This window comes from Paraburkholderia sp. A3BS-1L (assembly GCF_051125215.1).
GTDB lineage: Bacteria > Pseudomonadota > Gammaproteobacteria > Burkholderiales > Burkholderiaceae > Paraburkholderia.
Genome location: NZ_CP120445.1, coordinates 987,191 through 1,006,296, shown reverse-complemented (window position 1 = coordinate 1,006,296; position 19,106 = coordinate 987,191). Strand labels below are relative to the sequence as shown.

15 protein-coding genes and 1 pseudogene are annotated in these 19,106 nt (G+C 63.7%); 5 read left to right on the top strand and 11 right to left on the bottom strand.

The genetic code is table 11. The features are described from left to right. Nucleotides 1–37 precede the first annotated feature (37 nt). The 4 genes from P5W99_RS35245 to P5W99_RS35230 form a co-directional block, all read right to left on the bottom strand. Nucleotides 38–973 (bottom strand): DnaJ C-terminal domain-containing protein, encoded by a 936-nt coding sequence (locus P5W99_RS35245; protein ID WP_421028774.1) that lies wholly within the window; start codon nt 971–973, stop codon nt 38–40. Nucleotides 974–1,229: 256 nt separating this feature from the next. Beyond that, complete coding sequence (fdhF, locus tag P5W99_RS35240) at nt 1,230–3,890, bottom strand: formate dehydrogenase subunit alpha (RefSeq protein ID WP_421028410.1); 2,661 nt, start codon at nt 3,888–3,890, stop codon at nt 1,230–1,232. Then, nucleotides 3,878–5,317, bottom strand: a complete 1,440-nt coding sequence (locus tag P5W99_RS35235) for an NADH-ubiquinone oxidoreductase-F iron-sulfur binding region domain-containing protein (RefSeq protein WP_421028409.1) — start codon at nt 5,315–5,317, stop codon at nt 3,878–3,880. Before P5W99_RS35235 ends, fdhF begins: the two co-directional genes overlap by 13 nt. A 224-nt stretch (nt 5,318–5,541) precedes the next feature. Further along, nucleotides 5,542–6,726: a thiolase family protein gene (locus tag P5W99_RS35230; protein ID WP_421028408.1), complete on the bottom strand. Its 1,185-nt coding sequence runs from the start codon at nt 6,724–6,726 to the stop codon at nt 5,542–5,544. Between the two features lie 276 nt (nt 6,727–7,002). Here P5W99_RS35230 and P5W99_RS35225 point away from each other — a divergent pair, with 276 nt between their 5' ends. Further along, a complete protein-coding gene (locus tag P5W99_RS35225; protein ID WP_421028407.1) occupies nt 7,003–8,085 on the top strand; it encodes an ArsO family NAD(P)H-dependent flavin-containing monooxygenase in 1,083 nt (360 codons plus the stop codon). 422 nt (nt 8,086–8,507) lie between these two features. Here the strand turns inward: P5W99_RS35225 and P5W99_RS35220 are convergent, their stop codons facing one another. Beyond that, nucleotides 8,508–9,461, bottom strand: a complete 954-nt coding sequence (locus tag P5W99_RS35220) for a LysR substrate-binding domain-containing protein (protein ID WP_434665948.1) — start codon at nt 9,459–9,461, stop codon at nt 8,508–8,510. 178 nt (nt 9,462–9,639) lie between these two features. On the opposite strand from P5W99_RS35220, the gene P5W99_RS35215 reads away from it, so the two are divergent. The 3 genes from P5W99_RS35215 (at nt 9,640) to P5W99_RS35205 (ending at nt 12,903) form a co-directional block, all read left to right on the top strand. Continuing rightward, entirely contained in the window at nt 9,640–10,761 is a 1,122-nt protein-coding gene (locus tag P5W99_RS35215; RefSeq protein WP_421028405.1) for a M20 aminoacylase family protein, read from the top strand. Between the two features lie 39 nt (nt 10,762–10,800). Continuing rightward, the gene (locus P5W99_RS35210; protein ID WP_434665945.1) at nt 10,801–11,595 is read left to right on the top strand and encodes an ABC transporter substrate-binding protein; all 795 of its coding nucleotides are present in this window, start codon (nt 10,801–10,803) and stop codon (nt 11,593–11,595) included. Between the two features lie 120 nt (nt 11,596–11,715). Next, entirely contained in the window at nt 11,716–12,903 is a 1,188-nt protein-coding gene (locus P5W99_RS35205) for a porin (protein WP_421028403.1), read from the top strand. Between the two features lie 369 nt (nt 12,904–13,272). Here the strand turns inward: P5W99_RS35205 and P5W99_RS35200 are convergent, their stop codons facing one another. From P5W99_RS35200 to P5W99_RS35190, 3 genes and pseudogenes are all read right to left on the bottom strand, one after another. Beyond that, nucleotides 13,273–13,899 (bottom strand): histidine phosphatase family protein, encoded by a 627-nt coding sequence (locus P5W99_RS35200; RefSeq protein WP_434665942.1) that lies wholly within the window; start codon nt 13,897–13,899, stop codon nt 13,273–13,275. 189 nt (nt 13,900–14,088) lie between these two features. After that, nucleotides 14,089–14,505: pseudogene (locus P5W99_RS35195) on the bottom strand (VOC family protein). Further along, nucleotides 14,502–15,044 (bottom strand): helix-turn-helix domain-containing protein, encoded by a 543-nt coding sequence (locus P5W99_RS35190; protein ID WP_421028400.1) that lies wholly within the window; start codon nt 15,042–15,044, stop codon nt 14,502–14,504. The pseudogene P5W99_RS35195 and the gene P5W99_RS35190 overlap by 4 nt, the downstream one beginning before the upstream one ends. A gap of 162 nt (nt 15,045–15,206) precedes the next feature. Between P5W99_RS35190 and chrA the strand changes: the two genes are divergently transcribed. Beyond that, nucleotides 15,207–16,436, top strand: coding sequence for a chromate efflux transporter (chrA, locus tag P5W99_RS35185; RefSeq protein WP_421028399.1), 1,230 nt, complete (start codon nt 15,207–15,209; stop codon nt 16,434–16,436). A 145-nt stretch (nt 16,437–16,581) separates the two neighbouring features. Here the strand turns inward: chrA and P5W99_RS35180 are convergent, their stop codons facing one another. The 3 genes from P5W99_RS35180 to P5W99_RS35170 all read right to left on the bottom strand — a co-directional run bounded on the left by P5W99_RS35180 (nt 16,582) and on the right by P5W99_RS35170 (nt 19,082). Beyond that, nucleotides 16,582–17,556 carry a hypothetical protein gene (locus P5W99_RS35180; protein WP_421028773.1) on the bottom strand — a complete coding sequence of 325 codons (975 nt, stop codon included), beginning with the start codon at nt 17,554–17,556 and terminating at the stop codon, nt 16,582–16,584. A gap of 65 nt (nt 17,557–17,621) precedes the next feature. After that, entirely contained in the window at nt 17,622–18,863 is a 1,242-nt protein-coding gene (locus P5W99_RS35175; RefSeq protein ID WP_421028398.1) for an MFS transporter, read from the bottom strand. 27 nt (nt 18,864–18,890) lie between these two features. Further along, nucleotides 18,891–19,082, bottom strand: a complete 192-nt coding sequence (locus P5W99_RS35170) for a hypothetical protein (protein WP_421028397.1) — start codon at nt 19,080–19,082, stop codon at nt 18,891–18,893. Nucleotides 19,083–19,106 lie beyond the last annotated feature (24 nt).

Below are 19,106 nucleotides of genomic sequence, written 5' to 3'. Positions count from 1 at the left end.
CACCAGACACGTTCTCTCAGCGCTCTTCATAATGAAGCTATCCATAAAGCCGCGCACGCGGGTCAAAGTTGAACGCTTGCCGCATCGTGTTGTACGCCGCTTTGGCTGGCTCGCTGTCGGCCGGCGGCAATACGATGTTCAAGATCACGTACAGGTCCCCCGGTGGGTTCCCAGGAATCCCCTTGCCCTTGAGCCGCAAGCGCCTGCCGCTAGCCGAGCCCATTGGCACCCTCATTTCCACCCTTCCGTCTGGCGTCGGCACGGTGACGGGCCCGCCAAGCGCCGCTTCCCAGGGCGCCACCGGCAAGTCGAGCAAGACATCGGGGCCATCGACGCGAAAGTGCGGATGCTCACGAAACGCAACTTCCAGATAGAGATCGCCGGCCGGCCCTCCACCTGCTCCGGCCCCACCCTGGCCTGCGAGCCGCAAGTGCTGCCCCGCCCGCACACCCTTGGGAATCGCAACGCTTAACGTACGGGATTGCAGCGATACATGACCCTGTGCATCGACGACAGGCAATTGCAGCAAAATCGAGCGCTGCGCTCCTCGATAAGCATCTTCGATATCGATGACCACCTTGGCATGGTGATCCTGTCCCATGGCGTGCGAGGGCCGCGCATGCGCTGCTCGTGCACGGCCAAACATTGCTTCGAAAAAATCATTCAGATCGGCGTGCGTGCCGGCATTCTCGCTCGCTCCGCTGAATTCGAAACCTTCGTCCCAGTTCGGCGGCGGCTGGAATTCCTCTCCGGCGCGCCATTGAGTACCCATGCGATCATAGGCTGCACGCTTTTCCGGATCCTTGAGCACCTCGTAGGCCTCGCCCAATTCCTTGAAGCGATCCTCCGCGTCACTGTGCTTGCTGACGTCCGGATGGTATTTGCGTGCGAGCTTGCGGTAGGCGCGCTTGATGTCGTCCTGAGCCGCCGTACGCTCCACGCCGAGGATCGCGTAATAGTCTTTGTATTTCATTTGAAAAATACGTCGATAGCATTCGCAACCAGAAAGGCGCGTGTCGTCCCCGATCGAGAATAGAAGACGACGAGACATTTCCTCCGCGTCACTGCAATTCTCCTTGAGGTGCCTGCTGCTCTGCAAAATTCCCGTCTTCATCTCACCAAACCGTGCGCGAGACGTTGACGGACGAATCCAGTATCAAGTCCAGGCGGACTTCTGGCTTGATGTGCATCAAGTGGTAGTGCGCCATTGAGATACCTGTGAACCCGAGCTAGTCGCCGAGCTTTTCTACACGCACCGCAACCACCTTGTATTCCGGAGTACGAACCAGGCGGTCGCGAACCGGAGAAGTCAATCGGTTAATGAACAGGTCGGGACAATGAAAAGCGCTGAATAGCTGCCCTGCCCGCATTGCCCCGCTGATATGGACCGTCAGATCCGCCGCCCCGTAGCGGCTCGATATATGCACGGTTTCTCCTTCGACGAAGCCGTAGCGCGCAGCGTCGTCGGGCGCCATGTCGAGCGTGTCCGACGCGCGCAGCAACAGGTTGGCGGTGCGTTGAGTCATCGTGCCTGCGTTGAACTGGTAGAGCGTGCGCCCGGTGGTGAGCAGCAGTGGATAGGATTCGTCGGGTTGCTCGACCGTCGGGACATATTCGACCACGGCCAGTTTGGCAGTCTTCGCACCCGCGAAGCGCTCCCGATGCAGCACGGGGGTCCCCGGATGGCTTTCGTCCGGGCACGGCCACTGAAGGTCTGCGTGCTCCAGTCGCGCATAGGTGAGCCCCGCACCATCGGGCCATAGCGAACGGACTTCGTCCCAGACCGCTTCGGGGCCGGTGAACTCGAAGCCGCGCGGCTTGCCCAGGCGCGCAGCGAGCGCCTGGATGACCCACCAGTCCGGCCGTGCCTCCCCCGGGGCTGGCAGCGCCGTGCGAATGCGCTGCACACGCCGGTCGGAGTTCATGAACGTGCCGTCCTTTTCGAACGACGAGGCAACCGGGAAGAAGACCGTACCGAACGACCGCGCCGTCTCGTTCATGAACAGATCCTGCACGATCACCAGTTCAAGTCGTGCCAGCGCCGCGGCCGTGTCGTTTGCATTGGCGAAAGAAAGATAGACGTCATAACCCATTGCCCAAAGCGCCTTGAGCCGGCCTGTGCGAGCCGCGTCGATCATTTTGGGCAAATCAAGGCCACGGCTGGCCGGCAGTCTGGCGCCCCACACCTGTTCGAAGCACGCACCCGCGACATCGATTGCCTGCGCGCCTGTCAACGACGCCGGATCGCAACCCATATGCGCCGCACCTTGCACATTGTTTTGACCACGCAGAGGATTGACGCCGGAGCCATGCTTGCCGAGGTTGCCGGTCAGCAGCGCCAGATTGACGAGCGCCATCACGCCTTCGCTGCCCTGAAGGTGCTCCGTCACGCCAAGGCCATGAAAGCACATGGACGGTCGGCCGCCCGCATACAGCCGCGCGGCAGCCCGAATCGCCTCTGCCGGCACGCCGCACGCGTCGGCCACGCTCTCGGGCAAGAAGTCGGCCACGTGAGCGGCGAAGGCGTCGAAGCCCTCCACGCGCTCGGCGAGGAAGCGCCGGTCGACAAGATCTTCCTCGATCAGGGTGGCAGCCAGCGCATTGAAAAGCGGCACATTGCGCCCGGGGTGCACTGCCAGGTGCACATCCGCCAGTTCCGCGAGCTCGGTGCGGCGCGGATCGATGACCACCAGGCCCGCCCCCTTGAGCACGGCCTGCTTGATGCGCGCGCCCACGACAGGGTGACCCTCCGTCGGGTTCGCCCCGCAAATCAGAAAGGCATTCGCCTCGTCGATGTCGTCAAAGCTGTTCGTGGCGGCGCCGACGCCCAGCATGGTCTTGAGCGCTTTGGCGCTGGGCGTGTGACACACGCGGGCACAACAGTCGACATTGTGCGTGCCGAGCACCACGCGGGCGAACTTCTGCACGAGGTAGTTTTCCTCGTTGGTCGCGCGTGCCGAACCCAGCACGCCGACCGCATCGGGCCCGTCGCGCGCAACGATTGCTTCGAGCTTCGAAGCGGCAAAGTCGAGCGCTGCGTCCCAGCTCACTGCCTGCCAGTTGCCGTCGCGGCGAATCATCGGCTGCATGATGCGATCAGGAGCATGGTTGTACTCGAAGGCGTATCTCCCTTTCACACACGCGTGCCCCCGGTTGACGGGGCTGTCGGCCGGCCGCATCGCCACCACGCGGCCATGCGCCGTACCCACGTCCAGTTGACAGCCCACTCCGCAATACACACAGGTTGTACGTGTCCAGACAGCCGGCTCGACGCCGACCCGTTTGTCGAACAGCGCCCCGCTGGGGCAACTGTCCACACAGGCACCGCAACCCACGCACCCTCCGGCGAGCAGCGTCGAGCCTTTGCCGGGCGAGATGCGCGTGCCGTCGCCACGCCCCCAGGCCTCCCAGACGAATTGGCCTTGCACCTGCTCGCAAATGCGGATGCAGCGCTCGCAGTAAATGCAGCGCTCCATCGCCACGCCGATATAGGGGTGCGTCTCGTCCTGAAACAGCCCCTCCTGTCGCACGTCTCCAGGCTCCACGCCGTGCGCGGCAAGCAGGCGATGGAATGGATGGTCTGGCTCGGCGGCGCATGCCGCTGCAGGATAGTGCGCGGCGATCAGCTCGAGGTTAGTGCGGCGCAGGGCGTCGAGTGCTTCGCCACGAGTGCGCACGACCATCCCCGCACTCACTTCCAACGCGCAGCTTGGAACGGGCCGCGCCTGACCGGACACGTCAACCACGCACAGTCGGCACGCCCCGGACGGCTTCACGCGACTGTCGTGACAGAGATGGGGAACGGCGGCGCCGGCTGCCGTCAATGCATCGATCAGCAGCGTGCCGTCCGCGACTTCGTGAGAGATACCATCGATAGTCAGCTGAACCATCTGCGCAACTCCTCGCGATAGTGCCGCTGCACCGAGAGGACGAACTCGGCCAGCCCACGCCCGTGGCCGCACAGGCTCGTCTGCGCGAGCGCGTCAATCAGGCGCTGATAGCGCGAGGCATCGATCGGAGCGCCTGCCGCAGCAGCATCGCTCATTGCCGCCAGCAGCGGTGTGCCGAAGTGGCAGGGCGTGCATTCGCCACAGGACTCGCGGGCGCCGAACCGGAGCACCTCTGCGATGATCTCGATGATGGGCGTGTCGTCGGCAAACGCGATGACTCCACCGTGCCCGACCGCGCAGTCGATGGCCTGCATTTCCTCGTAGCCGAGCCGCGTGGTCATGCACTCTGGCGGCACGATGCCGGCGAGCGGCCCGCCCACCATCAAGCCTTTGAGCGTGCCACGGCGCAATCCCTGCCCCAGTTGCCCGACAACGTCCGCCAGCGAGATGCCGAACTCCACCTCGTACAGCCCGGGGCGCCGGAACAGCGAATTGAGCGAGAGCAGCTTGGTACCACGGCTGCGCGAGAATCCGAGGTCGGCATAGGCTGCCGCGCCGTGTATGACGATCCATGGCACGGCACACAGCGTCTCCACGTTGTGGACCAGCGTGGGAGCACCTTGGAGGCCATGCTCGGTAATCTGGGGCGGCCGTAGCCGTACTTCGGGACGGCGCCCCTCCAGCGCATTGAGCAGCGAAGTTTCTTCGCCGCAAATGTAGCCCCCCTGGCCAACGACCAACTCGAGCTCGAATGACGGGTGGGGCCACCCTGCTGCGCGCGCCTGCAGTAACGCAGCCGAAAGCACCCGCGCGGCCCGGGGATATTCTTTGCGTAGATAGACGTAGCTGCGAGATGCGCCCACGGCGTAGGCAGCGATCGCAGCCGCTTCAATCAGCCGGAATGGATCGTCTTCGAGCAGAAACCGGTCGGAAAACGCACCGGGGTCGCCCTCGTCGGCGTTGACGATCAGGTACCTGGTGCGCCCGGGCGCGTTCGCGAGCGCCTGCCACTTGATGCCTGCCGCAAAGCCCGCACCGCCGCGTCCACGCAATCTGGATTCCTGCACCATCGACACCAGTTGGATCGGCGTCATGGCACGCGCTTTGGCGAACGCCGCACCACCTCCACGTTCGAGATAGCTCGCCAGATCGCGCACCCCGCCCGCCAGCACGTTGCTCAACAGCACGGTATGACGCGCGCAGGCGCCAATATACGGGCGGATGTCGTGCTCGCTATCGCTGGGGCTCTCGTAGCATTTGCCCAGACAGTACACGGCAGGACGTTGGCCGATCGCGGCCTGCCAGCGCTGCGGCTGATCGGCTCGCGCGGCAAAGCAGGCCAGACCCGCACACGCGCAACCCGTCATCTCGCGCTGACCAAGGTGATAGAACGAGTGCGCCGCTGCGTGGCGCTGGAGCGGTTTCACCGGTTTCCTCACTCAAAAGACCAGTCCTGTTTCGGCCCGGTAATCAGCACTGCATTGCGCCACTCTCGCAAGAAGACTCGACCGATCTGCTTCGCGCTGACTCGCCCGCACCCTTGTCCTCCCAGGCGATCCAGCCCAGGTCAAGCGCCGTGGTGCTCGCAAGCCGATGGCAGGTTCACCTCTTCGACGGCTCATGGCTTTCGGGCGCAACCACTATCGGGCTTTCACAGAAGCTCGAGCGCCAGCGCGATGCCCTGTCCTCCGCCAATGCACAGCGTCACGATCCCGCGCCGCCCGCCGCCACGCTGCATCTGGTGCAACAGCCGCGTGGTCAGCACCGCGCCGCTCGCACCGATCGGATGACCATGAGCAATCGCGCCACCCTCGGCATTGACAACGTCTTCCGCAAAGCCCAGCTCGCGCAGGCATGCCAGTGCGATCGCCGCGAACGCCTCGTTGATCTCCACGCGATCTACATCGGATACAGACCAGCGGGCGCGTGCAATAGCCTGTCGCACTGCAGGAATCGGGCCCAGGCCGAAGAAACCGGGGTCCACGGCTCCCACGCCATAACTGACCAGCCGGGCCATGGGTGTCAGGCCATTGCGTTCGGCCCAGCTTCGCCCGGCAACGATCAGCGCAGCTGCACCGCTGTTCAGGCCGGGCGCGTTGCCTGCGGTAATCGTCCCGTCCTTGCGAAAGGCCGGTTTGAGTCGGGCAAGCGATTCGGCGCTGGTGTCTGGCCGATTGTGCTCGTCGCGGACAAACACCGTGGGCCCTTTGCGACCCGGCACTTCCAGCGGCACGATTTCGGCATCGAAGAAGCCGGCGTCCTGAGCCTGTGCGAAGCGTTGCTGGGAGCGCAGCGCCCAACGATCCTGGTCCTCGCGAGAGATGCCGCACTTCGCCACCAGGTCTTCAGTGTGCCAGCCTGAATGCTGACCGCTGAAAGCATCATTGAGCCCATCGAGCAGCATACTGTCGAACAACGTCACGTCGCCCATCCGGGCACCCCAACGCCCTTGCGGCAGCAGATAGGGGCTGCGATCCATGTTTTCCATGCCACCTGCGATCGCGCATTCGATCATGCCTGCCCAGATTTCGGTGGCCGCACTCGCGATGGCTTGCGCGCCCGATCCACACACGCGGTTGACCGTTAGCGCCGGAACGTCGACCGGCAATCCCGCGGCGATGCCGGCCTGCCGCCCCGGATTCATCTTCACGCCGGCCTGAATGACATTGCCCATGACGAGCGAATGGACCTTGTCGGCGGCCAATCCTGCGCGCTTGAGGCTTTCACGGATAACCGCAGCGCCAAGCGTCGGCGCTGGCAGGTCCCGGAGGGTCCCGCCGTAGGTACCAATTGCCGTACGTACCGGGCTGCACAGGACAACTTCAACGTTGCTCATGAGCTTGCTCCTCAAAGGAAGGACGCCCATGCGGTTCTGTTTCCGCATTGACGGCCTTCCATGATGGCAGTGGCAGTCGCGACCTTTTTGACGTAAATCAAGACAGGTACCGTGGCCGCTCTCAAGCTGAGACACAACGATGGTTGGACCTTATGGTTTGTGACAGAGCGGAGAATCTGCCGTGAAAGACATCGAACGGGAGATCTTGCGAGGTGCCGTTCGTGCGCCGTGCCGCGTCACCGCCAGAATCCGAATCAGGAGATGGGACGAAAACTCATGCGTACAGACATCGATGTGGTAGTCATCGGAGGTGGCCAGGCCGGCCTTGCCACCGCCTACTTCCTGCGTCGTGCGGGACTCGACTATTTCGTGCTGGACGACCAGAGCGCCCCCGGAGGCGCCTGGCGACATACCTGGAACTCGCTCCACCTGTTTTCGCCTGCGCAATGGAGTTCGCTGCCAGGCTGGCAGATGCCCGTATCACACGACACATACCCGTCGCGCAACGAGGTCATCGACTATCTGGCGCGATATGAGGACCGTTATCACTTCCCTGTCCGGCGCCCCGTTCATGTCAAATCCGTTTCACGCGTTCAGGATGGCCTGCTGGTCACCGCCGCTCACGAAGAATGGCTGGCAAGGGCAGTCGTGAGCGCGACCGGCACCTGGAGCGCGCCCTATGTCCCGGACTACCCGGGACGCGAGAACTTTGGGGGTCGCCAGATGCATTCGGCGCAATACCGCAATCCTGACGATCTGCGCGGACAAAACGTGCTGGTGGTGGGCGGCGGCAACTCAGGCGCACAAATCCTGGCAGAGGTATCGACCGTCTGCAACGCTACGTGGGTGACAGTGCAGGAACCCGTTTTTCTTCCAGACGACGTGGATGGCCGGGTCTTGTTCGAACGCGCGACAGCCAAATGGCAGGCTCTGCGCGACGGGCGCACGATAATGGCGCCGGTAGGAGGTTTGGGCGACATCGTCATGGTGGCCCCGGTACGGGAGGCGCGTGCGCGAGGCGTGCTGCACGCAATGCGTCCGTTCAGCCATTTCGATGCCGACGGCGTCGTCTGGAGCGACGGCACGCATTCCCGCGTCGATGTCGTGATCTGGTGCACCGGGTTCCGCCCCGCACTCAAACATCTTGATCCGCTACAAATCTGTGACGCCAACGGATTGCCGAGGACAGACGGGACGCGCGCCAGCGACGAGGAACGCTTGTGGTTTGTCGGTTACGGCGAGTGGTGCGGCGCCGCCTCTGCCACGCTCATCGGTGTAATGCGTAGTGCTCGCGACGCGGCGGGAGACATAGCCCAATATCTGCGCGCCATACAGCCGCGCAGCACGTCGGGACCGTAGCCGATGACACCGCTGCGATGATGCCACTGGCAAATGAGATCTAGCCCGCCCATTAAGGCAGCCCGGCGCGGCGCGCGCATCATCAAGGCCAGGCCCCCCACCAGCAACCCGGCTCCGGTCCAGGCTGTAACGATAGCGGTAGCACGCAAGAGCCGGACATTCGCTGGAAAGCCCCACCACACACCAGCCAGACTGAGCGTGACAAGGTAGGCGAGTGCGACCAGACTGCACGCTCCGATGCGTCCGTGGCCAGTGTTCATGGATGACCATCAATTTGCCTGCTGCCGAACGCTGGCGTTCGGCCGCCGTCGTTCCGCCGGCGAATGCACTGAACCGAGCCGTTGCTGCCACTCCATCTCGCGGATTGGCGATGGCCGTTCACAAATGCAGACTGGTCGCTCGATGACGCACAGTCTCTGGCGCTAGATCAACAGCTCCAACGTTTCGAACAAGGCGAGGTCTTCCTTTTTCGCCGAGCGCGCATGTCGGCGTATGACTTGAAGCAGGCATTCGATGAAGGCGACGGCCGCGCGGCTCAGCGTGCTGTTGCGGCGTGTGACGATGCTCAGTTGTCGGGGTTCGAACGCCTCGCGCAATGCGAGCGGCTTCAGGCGGCCGCCGAAAGGCGGCACGCTGCTCAGGATCGTCGGGCTCCACGTGCACATGTCTGCCCGCTCGACCATGGTCTGCAGCGTCGCTACCGACTGCGCACGCACGATACGGCGCTCGTCTATCTGCGCGCCGTGGCGCGTGAAGAGATAGTCGATGAGATCTCGCTGGCCGTCCGGGGCAAAATTGAGCACCCAGTCCTCGTCCAGCAATTCGTGGATGGAGCGCGCCCGCGCCTTCCGATGGCCTTCGCGCACCATCACCGTCGACTCGTAAGCAAGCACTGGTTCACACGCGAACTCCTGCGCGCTCGCACCGGGCTGCAACTGCCCGATGGCGAAGTCCATGCTGCCTTCGCGCAGCAAAGGCTGGGCGACCGCCATCAGTCCTTCAATCAGCTCCAGGCGGATATCCGGCATGCGCTTGCGAAAAAGTTGCACTGCTTCTGCAAGAAACGTCAGCGTAATCCACGGCGTGACGCCCACCATGAGGCTGCCTTCCATTCGCCCCCTCAGGCGCTCCAGGTCGCTGTGCGCGTGTTCGAGCTGATTGAGCACGAGGCGCGCGTGCGTGAGCAGCACCTTGCCATGCTCGGTGAACGTAATGCCTTCCGGCGCGCGGATCAGTAGAGGAAGACGCTCGCTCGCCTCCAGTTCGCGCAGCGCGCGCGTGACGGCGGCCTGGGAAAGCCCGAGCGCGCGGGCCGCGCCGCGGATGCTGCCGGCATCCGCACTGGCGACGAGTGCTTCCAGTTGGTGCAGTTTCATTTATGCAGAGACGCCGATTGGCGAAGGGCGACAACAAAAGGTTGTCATCATAACAAAACGCTGGCTGTTCCCCGGAATTTGCACTGCATACGATTCGATCCACGATGCACGCAAGGGTGAAGGAGGCGAATTGAATAGGCAGTGGGTTTTGGCGGAAATGGCGGCGATAGAAGCTGAAATGATTGCATTGCGCCACGAATTGCACGCGCAGCCCGAACTGGGCTTCGAAGAGCACACGACGAGCGCGCTCGTCGCTGCGAAGCTCGAATCGTGGGGCTATCGTGTGATGCGCGGCATCGGAGGGACGGGCGTGGTCGGGACGATCGAGCGCGGGCGGGGCTTTAATCTCGGACTGCGCGCCGACATGGACGCACTTCCGATACACGAGGCGACGGGCCTTCCCTATGCCAGCCGCAACGACGGTGTCATGCACGCGTGCGGCCACGACGGCCACACGGCGATGCTGTTGGCGGCCGCACGATGCCTCGCCCAAAAACCGCAGTGGTGCGGCACGCTGCACCTGATCTTTCAACCGGCTGAAGAGGGCCTGGGCGGCGCGCTCAGGATGATCGAAGACGGCCTGTTCGAGCGCTTTCCCTGCGACGCCGTGTTCGCGATGCATAACATACCGGGCTTCCCCGCTGGAACGATTGGTTTTCACAGCGGGGCGTTCATGGCCTCCGCGGATGAGGTGACGATCCGCGTGATCGGGCGCGGCGGCCATGCGGCAGCGCCTCAGCAGACGATCGACCCGATCGTGGTCGGTGCGTCGATCGTCATGGCGTTGCAAAGCGTGGTGGCGCGCAACGTGGCCCCGCATGATCAGGCCGTGGTCAGCGTCGGCGCGCTGCACGCGGGAAGCGCTTCGAACGTCATCGCGCCCCACGCGGAACTGCACCTGAGTGTGCGCGCGCTTTCGGCGCAGGTGCGCACCCTGCTGGAGCGGCGCATCCGCGAAGTGGCCGAAGGGCAGGCCGCAAGCTATGGCGCAAGCGTGGAGATCGACTACCGTCATTGCTACCCGGTGCTCGTCAACCACGAAGACGAGACCGAACTGGCCCGTCGCGTCGCGCTCGAATGGGGCGGTGCGCAGATGCTGATCGACGGGCTGCGTCCGCTCATGGCGAGCGAGGACTTCGCATACATGCTGGAGCGCTGCCCGGGCAGTTACCTCTCGATCGGCAATGGGGACGGCGCGCAGCATTGCTCGCTGCACCATCCCGGCTACGACTTCAACGATGCGAGCCTCGCCATTGGCGCGAGCTACTGGGTCAAGCTCGCGGAGCACATTCTGCAATAACTCTCGAAACAACTGATACGACAGCAAGGAGACAGGCAAATGAAGACATGGACGATGGCGCTTTCACTGGCGCTCGCGGCGGCTGCGACGGCGAGTTCCGTACACGCGGCGGATCTCAAGGGGCGGGAAATCAGGCTGGCGGTCGACCCGACCTATCCGCCGCTCGAATATAAGACGCCGGACGGCAAGCTCACGGGCTTCGGCGTCGATATCGCCAATGCGTTGTGCGCGCAACTGAACGCGCATTGCGTGTGGGTGGAGACGAGCTTCGACGGCATGATCCCGGGCCTTATAGCGCGCAAGTTCGACGTCATTTCCTCGTCGATGACGATCACGCCCAAGCGCATGGAACAGATCGCCTTCACCAACAAGATCTCGAACGCGCCCGCGCGGCTCGTCGTACGGCGCGGCTCGCCGCTGCTGCCCGCCGCGGCCTCGCTTAAAGGAAAGCGTGTGGGCGTTGAGCAAGGCACGAGCCAGGAGGACTACGCACGCGCGAAGTGGCAGTCGGCCGGCGTGGAGATCGTCGCCTACCAGAACCAGGATCAGGTGTACGCGGACCTGACGTCCGGTCGTCTCGACGCAGCCTTTCAGGCCTCGATTGCGGCAAGTAATGGCTTTCTGAAACGACCCGAGGGCAAGGACTTCACCTTCGCCGGACACGCCATTGACGATCCGAAGTTCTTCGGTCAAGGCGACGGCCTCGGCCTGCGCAAGCAGGACACTGAGTTGCGCGACGCGTTCAACGGAGCGCTAGCCGAGATTCTCGCGAACGGCTCCTACGCGCGAATCAACCAGAAGTATTTCGACTTCGACATTTACGGCGCGAAATAACGCAGACCGGGTCGTGTAGCCGGCGTGGCGGGCGCAAGGCATGCGCCCCGCCAAGGCGAAGGAAAAAGGGGAATACCTTCGTTGATATGTTTAGCATGCCATATAAAAATTGGAGATCTGATGAAGAGGAAGATCTTTTGCGTCATGGCGCTGTGCGGTGTAGCGGCGCCTGCGTTCGCGCAAAGTAGCGTAACCCTGTACGGTGTAATCGACGAGGGTATTGACTACACGAACAACGTGGGTGGCCACGCCGTTTACGAAATGACGAGCGGCTATGCTCAGGGCAGCCGCTGGGGACTCAAGGGCACTGAAGACCTGGACGGAGGCAACAACGCGATCTTTCAGATCGAAAGCGGATTCAACGCGAGCAACGGCGCGCTGGCAGAAGGTGGCCGCGCTTTCGGGCGGCAGGCATTCGTCGGCCTCGCCAACGAGCGCTACGGCACACTGACGCTCGGGCGTCAGTACGATTCCGTGGTCGACTATCTCGCGCAGACCACGTCAAATGGCAACTGGGGCGGCTACCTGTTCGCGCACCCCTTCGACAACGACAACACCGACAACACCTTCCGGCTCAACAACACGATCAAATACACAAGCCCAACGTACGGCGGCTTCTCGTTTGGCGGCACGTACAGCTTCAGCAACGATACGAACTTTGCGAACAACCGGGCGGTGAGCCTGGGCGCCCAATACACGGTGGGCGGATGGCTCATCGCCGCTGCCTACCTTAACGCCAGCAATCCCGCGCTGACCTCGGGCGGCGCGATCGCTGGTGCGAGCAGCTCGAATGGCGCGGACGGCAATTTCGCTTCGTCGCGGCTGCAGATATTCGGCGCGGGCGTGAACTACACGGCCGGATCGGCAACGATAGGCTTCGCGTATACCAACACATACATCGGCCAGCCCGTGGCCAACGTCGGGTATCTCAGCGGCGACGAGACGATCCAGCCGGTGACCGGACCGCTCGCCGGCGGCCGGGTAACGTCACTCAGGTACCAGAACTTTGAGGTGAATGGCAAGTACCAGTTCACGCCGGCCTTCGTCGTCGCAGCGGACTATGTTTACACGCTCGAGCACTACGATGCGACGACAGGCAGCGTGAACCCGTCGATCCACTCGGTGGGGCTGATGGCCGACTACAATCTGTCGAAGCGCACGGACGTCTATCTTCAAGGCGCCTTCCAGCTGGTCGCAGGTGATAAGACCGGCTCGTCGCTCGATCACGCGTACGTGCCCGGCGCGCAGGATCTTTCCTCGACTTCGCGCCAGCTAGTTGTACGTGCTGCCATCCGGCACAGCTTCTAAGTACAGGTCAGCCTTGTGCTCCGCTCGACTGGAGCACAGGTCGACTGACGCACGCAAGCGGGGCAGCCTCAGCCGTCGCCGTACCATTTCCCGACGCTAATGTGCGTGCGAATATCGTCAACGACGGCGTTCGCGAACAGAGCGGACGCTCCAGTGTCCGCTTCTGGCTCGTGATGTATGTCCGAAACTGGCCGACAACACCTTATCCGCAAACTATCTCCCCCGTAAATCCGCGAAAACTTTTTTGCGCGCGCAGAAATCAACGGCCGCCCGTTCAATACGGCGACAACATGAGCTGTTCGATTTGCAGCGGCATGCCCGCCTTCGAGGGGCAAGGGGCACGAAGAGAAAAACCGCTGCGGCGCGCCCTTACGCGCACCCTTCGGGCCGCGAATTCCAGCGCCGGATCGCGCGGTTCTCGCGGTCGAAGCCGAGCACGCTGAGCGTGGCCGTGTCCAGATAGAGATGCGCGCCCAGCGCCGCCGAATTGCTAACCCAGCATCCGGCGAGCACACGCAGGAAATGCGCGTGCGAGAAAACGGCAATGCGCCGCCCCGATTCGCCCTGAGCGAGCATCGTCAGCAAACTCCCTACCACGCCACGCGCGCGCGCCTCCACCTGCGTGAGGCTCTCGCCGTGCGGGATCAGCGAATTCCAGACATTCCAGTCCGGCTCCGTCTTGTGGATTTCGGCGGTCGTGCGGCCTTCGTAAATGCCGTAGTCCCATTCGTGCAGATCGGCCGACACCATCATCTCGTTACTGAGGCCCGCCAGCTGGCAGGTCTCGATGGCGCGCGACATCGGGCTCGCGAGCACCGCGTCGAAGCGCTGCAAAGCGAGCGGCCTCGCGAGCGCGCGCGCCTGTTCACGGCCATGGTCGGTCAACGCGATGTCCGTGCGCCCCGTGTGCTGGCCGCTGCGGCTCCACTCGGTTTCGCCGTGGCGGATCAGCCAGACCTCGCCGGACGCGGCGCTTGCTTTCGTATCGACGGACATCGGGTCACTCCGGTAACGGGCTGCGGCCTCGCGGCACAAGCCGCAAGGCGCAGGAACGAATTCACGGAGTCATTTTAAGGCAGCGCTGCGCCCCCGATGGCAGGCAGCGCACAGCGCGATCCTTGCGCGTGGACGGACCGCTCATCCGAGATTCGAAGCGAGGCGTCAGGGCGGGGCCTCAGTGTCCGCTCAGTGTCCCTGGTCCGGCGCCTGGATCATTTTCCATCCATTGCCGGCCGGGTCGCGAAAGCCGGCATCCACGCTGCCGTAGCGATCCACCGGCTCCTGCGTGAACTCCACGCCTTTTTCCTTGAGCGCCGCGTAGCTCGCGCGGCAGTCTGCCACCGCCAGCACGAGGGGCGGCATGGCCCCCTTGGCGACCATGGCCCGCAGGGTTTGCGCGGTGGCTTCGTCGTGCACGGGCGGGCCGGGCGCGAACAGGCCGAGCTGGAACGAAGGCTGATCCGGATGCTGGACCGTCAGCCAGCGGTACGTGCCGTTACGCACATCCGTATGAACGCGAAAGCCGAGTTTGCCGACCTAAAACTCGAGCGCTTCGTCTTGATCGTCGACGTACAAGCCCACTACATTGATGCCCTGGTTCATGTGACCTCCTTGGTAGATGGCCGCACTGTAGCTTGGGCAAGCCGGCGGCGCTTCTCCAAAACTGCCATGGTGAGATCGGGGCGCTGCGCGGCCTTCAGCACGCACGCGGGCACACGCCCCAACGCGGACCCGCTCGCGCGCGCCGCGCGGCGCATCGCGCTCGGGCTCCTGCCGGTGATGTCGCGAAAAATGCGCCCGAACGTGCCGAGGCTCTCCCAGCCGGTGGCGAACGCGATATCCATAACGCCGAGCTCGGTGTCGCGCAGCAGCGTGGTGGCCTGCTCGATGCGCCGCGTCAGCAGGTAGCGGTGCGGCGGCACGCCGAAGGCCCGCTTGAACGAGCGCGCGAAATGCGCCTCGGACACGCCGCTGACTTCGGCAAGACGCTTGACGGGCCAGGCCTCGTGCGAGGCGGCGTCCATGCGGTCGCGTGCGCGCAGCAGGCGGCGCAACAGGGCCGGGTCTTCGAGTGCGTCGCTGCTGCGCGCCGCGGGAGAAACGGCGGGCGGCGGCGTGCCATGATTCTTGCGTGAGGGCATGGGTTTCGAGGGCTGGCGTGATGGCCGATGGTTCGGGCGCAACAAGCATACCGGCATCCCAGGAGAGCTGGCGCGTGATTCGCCCTGCCGGGATGCCTTCGGGTTTGGCTCCCGACATATTCGGACGATAAGATCGAGAGCGCCCAAACTCCGCACACCCTCATGCATACCGACATGTCTTCGCCTCGCACTTGCTCCGCCAGCCGCGCTCTTGAAGTGCTGCTGGTCTTTCTCAGGCTCGGCGTGACGAGCTTTGGCGGCCCGATTGCCCACCTCGGCTATTTCCGTCGCGAGTTCGTCGAGCGCCGCCGCTGGCTCGACGACGCGGCCTTCACCGATCTGGTCGGGCTGTGCCAGTTCCTGCCCGGCCCCGCCAGCAGCCAGACCGGTTTTGCGATCGGCCTGCTGCGGGCGGGATGGGCCGGCGGGCTCGCGGCCTGGTGCGGCTTCACGCTGCCCTCGGTGTTCTTGATGCTGGTCTTCGCGGCCATCGCGCCGGACCTGGGCGGGCCGGTGGGTGCCGGCGTGGTGCATGGGCTGAAGCTGGTCGCGGTGGCCGTGGTGGCCCAGGCAGTCTGGGACATGGCGCGGCGCCTGTGCCCCGACCGCCGCCGCGCGGGCATCGCGCTCGCCGCTATCGCCATGCTGAGCGTGCTGACCACGGCTTACGCACAACTGATCGCGATTGCCGCGGGCGCGCTGCTCGGCCTTGCGCTGTGCCGCTCGGCGAGCGCTGGGAATGCGCGCGCCATGCTTCCGCATTCCGGCGTATTTCCCGTTTCACGCAAGGTGGGCATCGCCGCGTTGATCGTTTTTTGCGTGCTGCTCTTCGGGCTTCCTCTGATTGGCGCAACCGCGCAAGGCGCGCGAATGTTCGAAGCGTTCTATCGGTCGGGCGCGCTCGTGTTCGGCGGCGGACACGTGGTGCTGCCGCTGCTCCAGCACGCAACGGTCGCAACGGGCTGGGTCGCGCCGAATGACTTTCTCGCCGGCTACGGCGCGGCGCAGGCCGTGCCGGGTCCGCTCTTCACGTTTGCCGCTTTTCTCGGCTGGATGATGGCGAGCCCGCCCAACCACTGGAGCGGCGCGCTGCTGGCTACCGTGGGGATCTTTCTGCCGGGGCTGCTGCTGGTGCTGGCCGCGCTGCCGTGGTGGCACGCATTGCGCAGCCGGCCGGCGATGTCCGCGGCGCTGGCCGGGATCAATGCGGCGGTGGTCGGATTACTGGCTGCGGCGCTTTACTCGCCGGTATGGACCAGCGCGGTGCGCACGCAGATCGATTTCGCCATCGCTTGTGTTGGCTTTTTTCTGTTGACGCGGTGGAAGATGGCGCCGCTGGTGGTGGTGGGTTTTTGCATGGCAATGGGGATTGGGGAGAGTTTGCTCGGGTGAAAGAGTTCTTCGCGGATTTCTGGGGAAATTGATTGCACCATGAATCATTCGACTCTGGTCATCGGCTGCCTGTTATGCGGTAGCGCAGCGCCCCTCGGCACAATATGGCCCCGAGGAAATATCCAGCCTGCCGGTAGCTCGGGGCTTATTGCGGCGCCATGATCCGCAGCACTGGATGTCCATCGACACTTTTCAGCGGAAACCAGGATCGATGCGTCGCCGCGTCTACATTGACGACATGTGCATTCGGGCCTACCCTGCCGTCGCCGATCTTCGTCACCCGGCTCCCCGCAACGCCGAACATCGACACGACGCCCGCCTCACCGGCCACGTATACCGTGCGTAACGCGGAATCGAACGCGAGCACATCCGGATCGCCGCCGACATCGAACGCCTCGATAATTTTCTCCGTCCTCATGTCGAGCACAAGCAGGCGATTGTTGCCCTCGCAGGCAATCAACGCGAGGCGAGATTCCGGAACGATCAACAGCCCGTGATTGCCTTTCGCGCCCGGCAGATCGATACGGGAAACGATCGTATTGGTGGCTGGGTCGATGTCCACCAGTTGGCTTCGCGTCTGCACATTGACAAAGATGTGTCGCGACACCGGATCAAACTGCGAATTGCCAACTTCCCCGTCGAGCGGAATCGTCGCTACACGACGGTTACCCTGAACATCGATCACCGTCTCGGTTTCACCCGTTTCATCTGAAACGAAGAGTCGGTGCGCATCGGGCGCATAGGCCATACCGTCCGGATAGGTACCGCCAGGCACGCGAGCAGTGATCTTTAGCGTGCGCTCGTCGATTGCGACAATCTCGTTTGTACCGGTTGCCGATGCATACACGCGGTACAGTTCGGGCACTACCAGCACGCCATGCACGGACGAGATGCCGGGTACGCGCGCGACAACGCGAGACGCGCGCGTATCGAACACCACAACTTCACTGTCCCCGAGATGGGCAATGAACAGCAGATGCGTGCCGGGGTCATAGCTTTCGTAGTCGAATCGTGACGCTCGTCCGGGCAGAGGAACGTCCTCGACGTGCTTCAATGGCAGATTGCCGGTTACCGCGTCATCCGCGCCATGCGCAACACAACTGACAAGGCAGCCGGCCATGGCCACCAGCGCGCAAAGCATGCAGACGCGCGGCGCAATGACGTCATGGCCTGCGCGAAAACATTTCACGATGCCCCTCCGTCCGGCCTGATATGACGGAAAGCGGCAAGCACCGCTAGATCGTAGGCGATCTTGAGCGTGCCGCACGCTATCAGCGGCGCACTGAGCCATCCTGCTCCAAGCAGCGCACCGGCGATCGTCGGCGCGACTGCCGCCGCGAGGCTGCGCGGCACCGCCGTAAAGCTCGCCGCAGCCGGTCGTTCGGGTGTCGTCACGACAGCCATCACGTATGCGCTCCGGGTTGGCACGTCGAGTTGCGACAGCGCGCTGCGCGCGAGCAACAACATCAACGTCAACGGAAGCGTTGGCGTGAACGCGGCAGCGATCAGGCACATGCTCGATGGAATGTGGGTGAACACCATCGTGTTGAGCAGGCCGATCCTGCGGGCAATCGGTGCAGCGGCAAGTTGCGAGCCCGCGCTCAGCAGCCCTGACCAGAAGAAGAACTGCCCTGCGGCGACAAGCGAAAAGCCAAATCGCTGAATCAGCCACAGCGTCAGCAGCGAGTTCACGAGCAACCCTCCTGCAAACGCGTCGACGCTGAACAGCAGCGCGAGACGTGTAACGATCCCGCGCGAGGGACCAAGCGATGCCCGGGCCGCCGCCGCGTGCGCCTCGCGTTTTGGCAGCCGCAGATACAGCAGGAAGATAACGAAGCCCGTTATCGCATAGACGATGAACATCGCACGCATCGGGAGAAGCGCGGGCACATTGGCATGCACAGCAATCCAATCCGGAAGTCCGGCGAGCAGTGCGCCCAACGCAGCCGAGAGCCCGCCCAGGAGGCTGTACCGCGCGAAGAGCGCTGTTCGGGCATCACCTTTCGCGGATGCGGCAAGGCGTGCGTGCTCAAGCGGCAAAAACAGGCTGACGTCACCCGAGCCTGGATTGAGCGTACCGACAAACGCCACCACGAGCAGCGGCCAGAGTGACGACAGGAATCCGAACGCCAGGCCGGTCGCCCCCATCAGGGCGGCAGCGAAAACCAGCAGCGCACGCTGGGGGTAACGGCTGCCCATCAAGCCGACCGCGATCGTCGCAACGGCAGAGCCCAGCAGCGTGGCGGTGCCGATCAGTCCAACCGTGAGCTTCCCGAATCCGAGCGCCAGCAGATAGGCTGGCAGCAGCACAGCAACGAACCCATCGCAGATCCCGCGCAGGCTTCGTGCAACGAGCAGCAGCCACGCACTGCGGTCCACGCCAGCAGGCGGGAACAGAACGGAAAGCGGCGCCTTGGAGGGAGTCATCGCAGTCCCCGAGTTTTCGCGTCGACGTTACGCGGCCGGCAGGTATCCAACGACACCCCGGCCTGACGCTTCGGTGGCGACGGTCGCTGCCACGAACTGCGCAACGAGTCTGGCAACGTAGCCGGGCACGCTGGCCGCATGGACCTTCCGTGCCTGAGACAGCATCATTTCTGCGCCAACTTCGGCGGCATCTTGCAGAAAGATACGTCGCAATTTCATTTGCATTCCTCACATTCTTCCCGC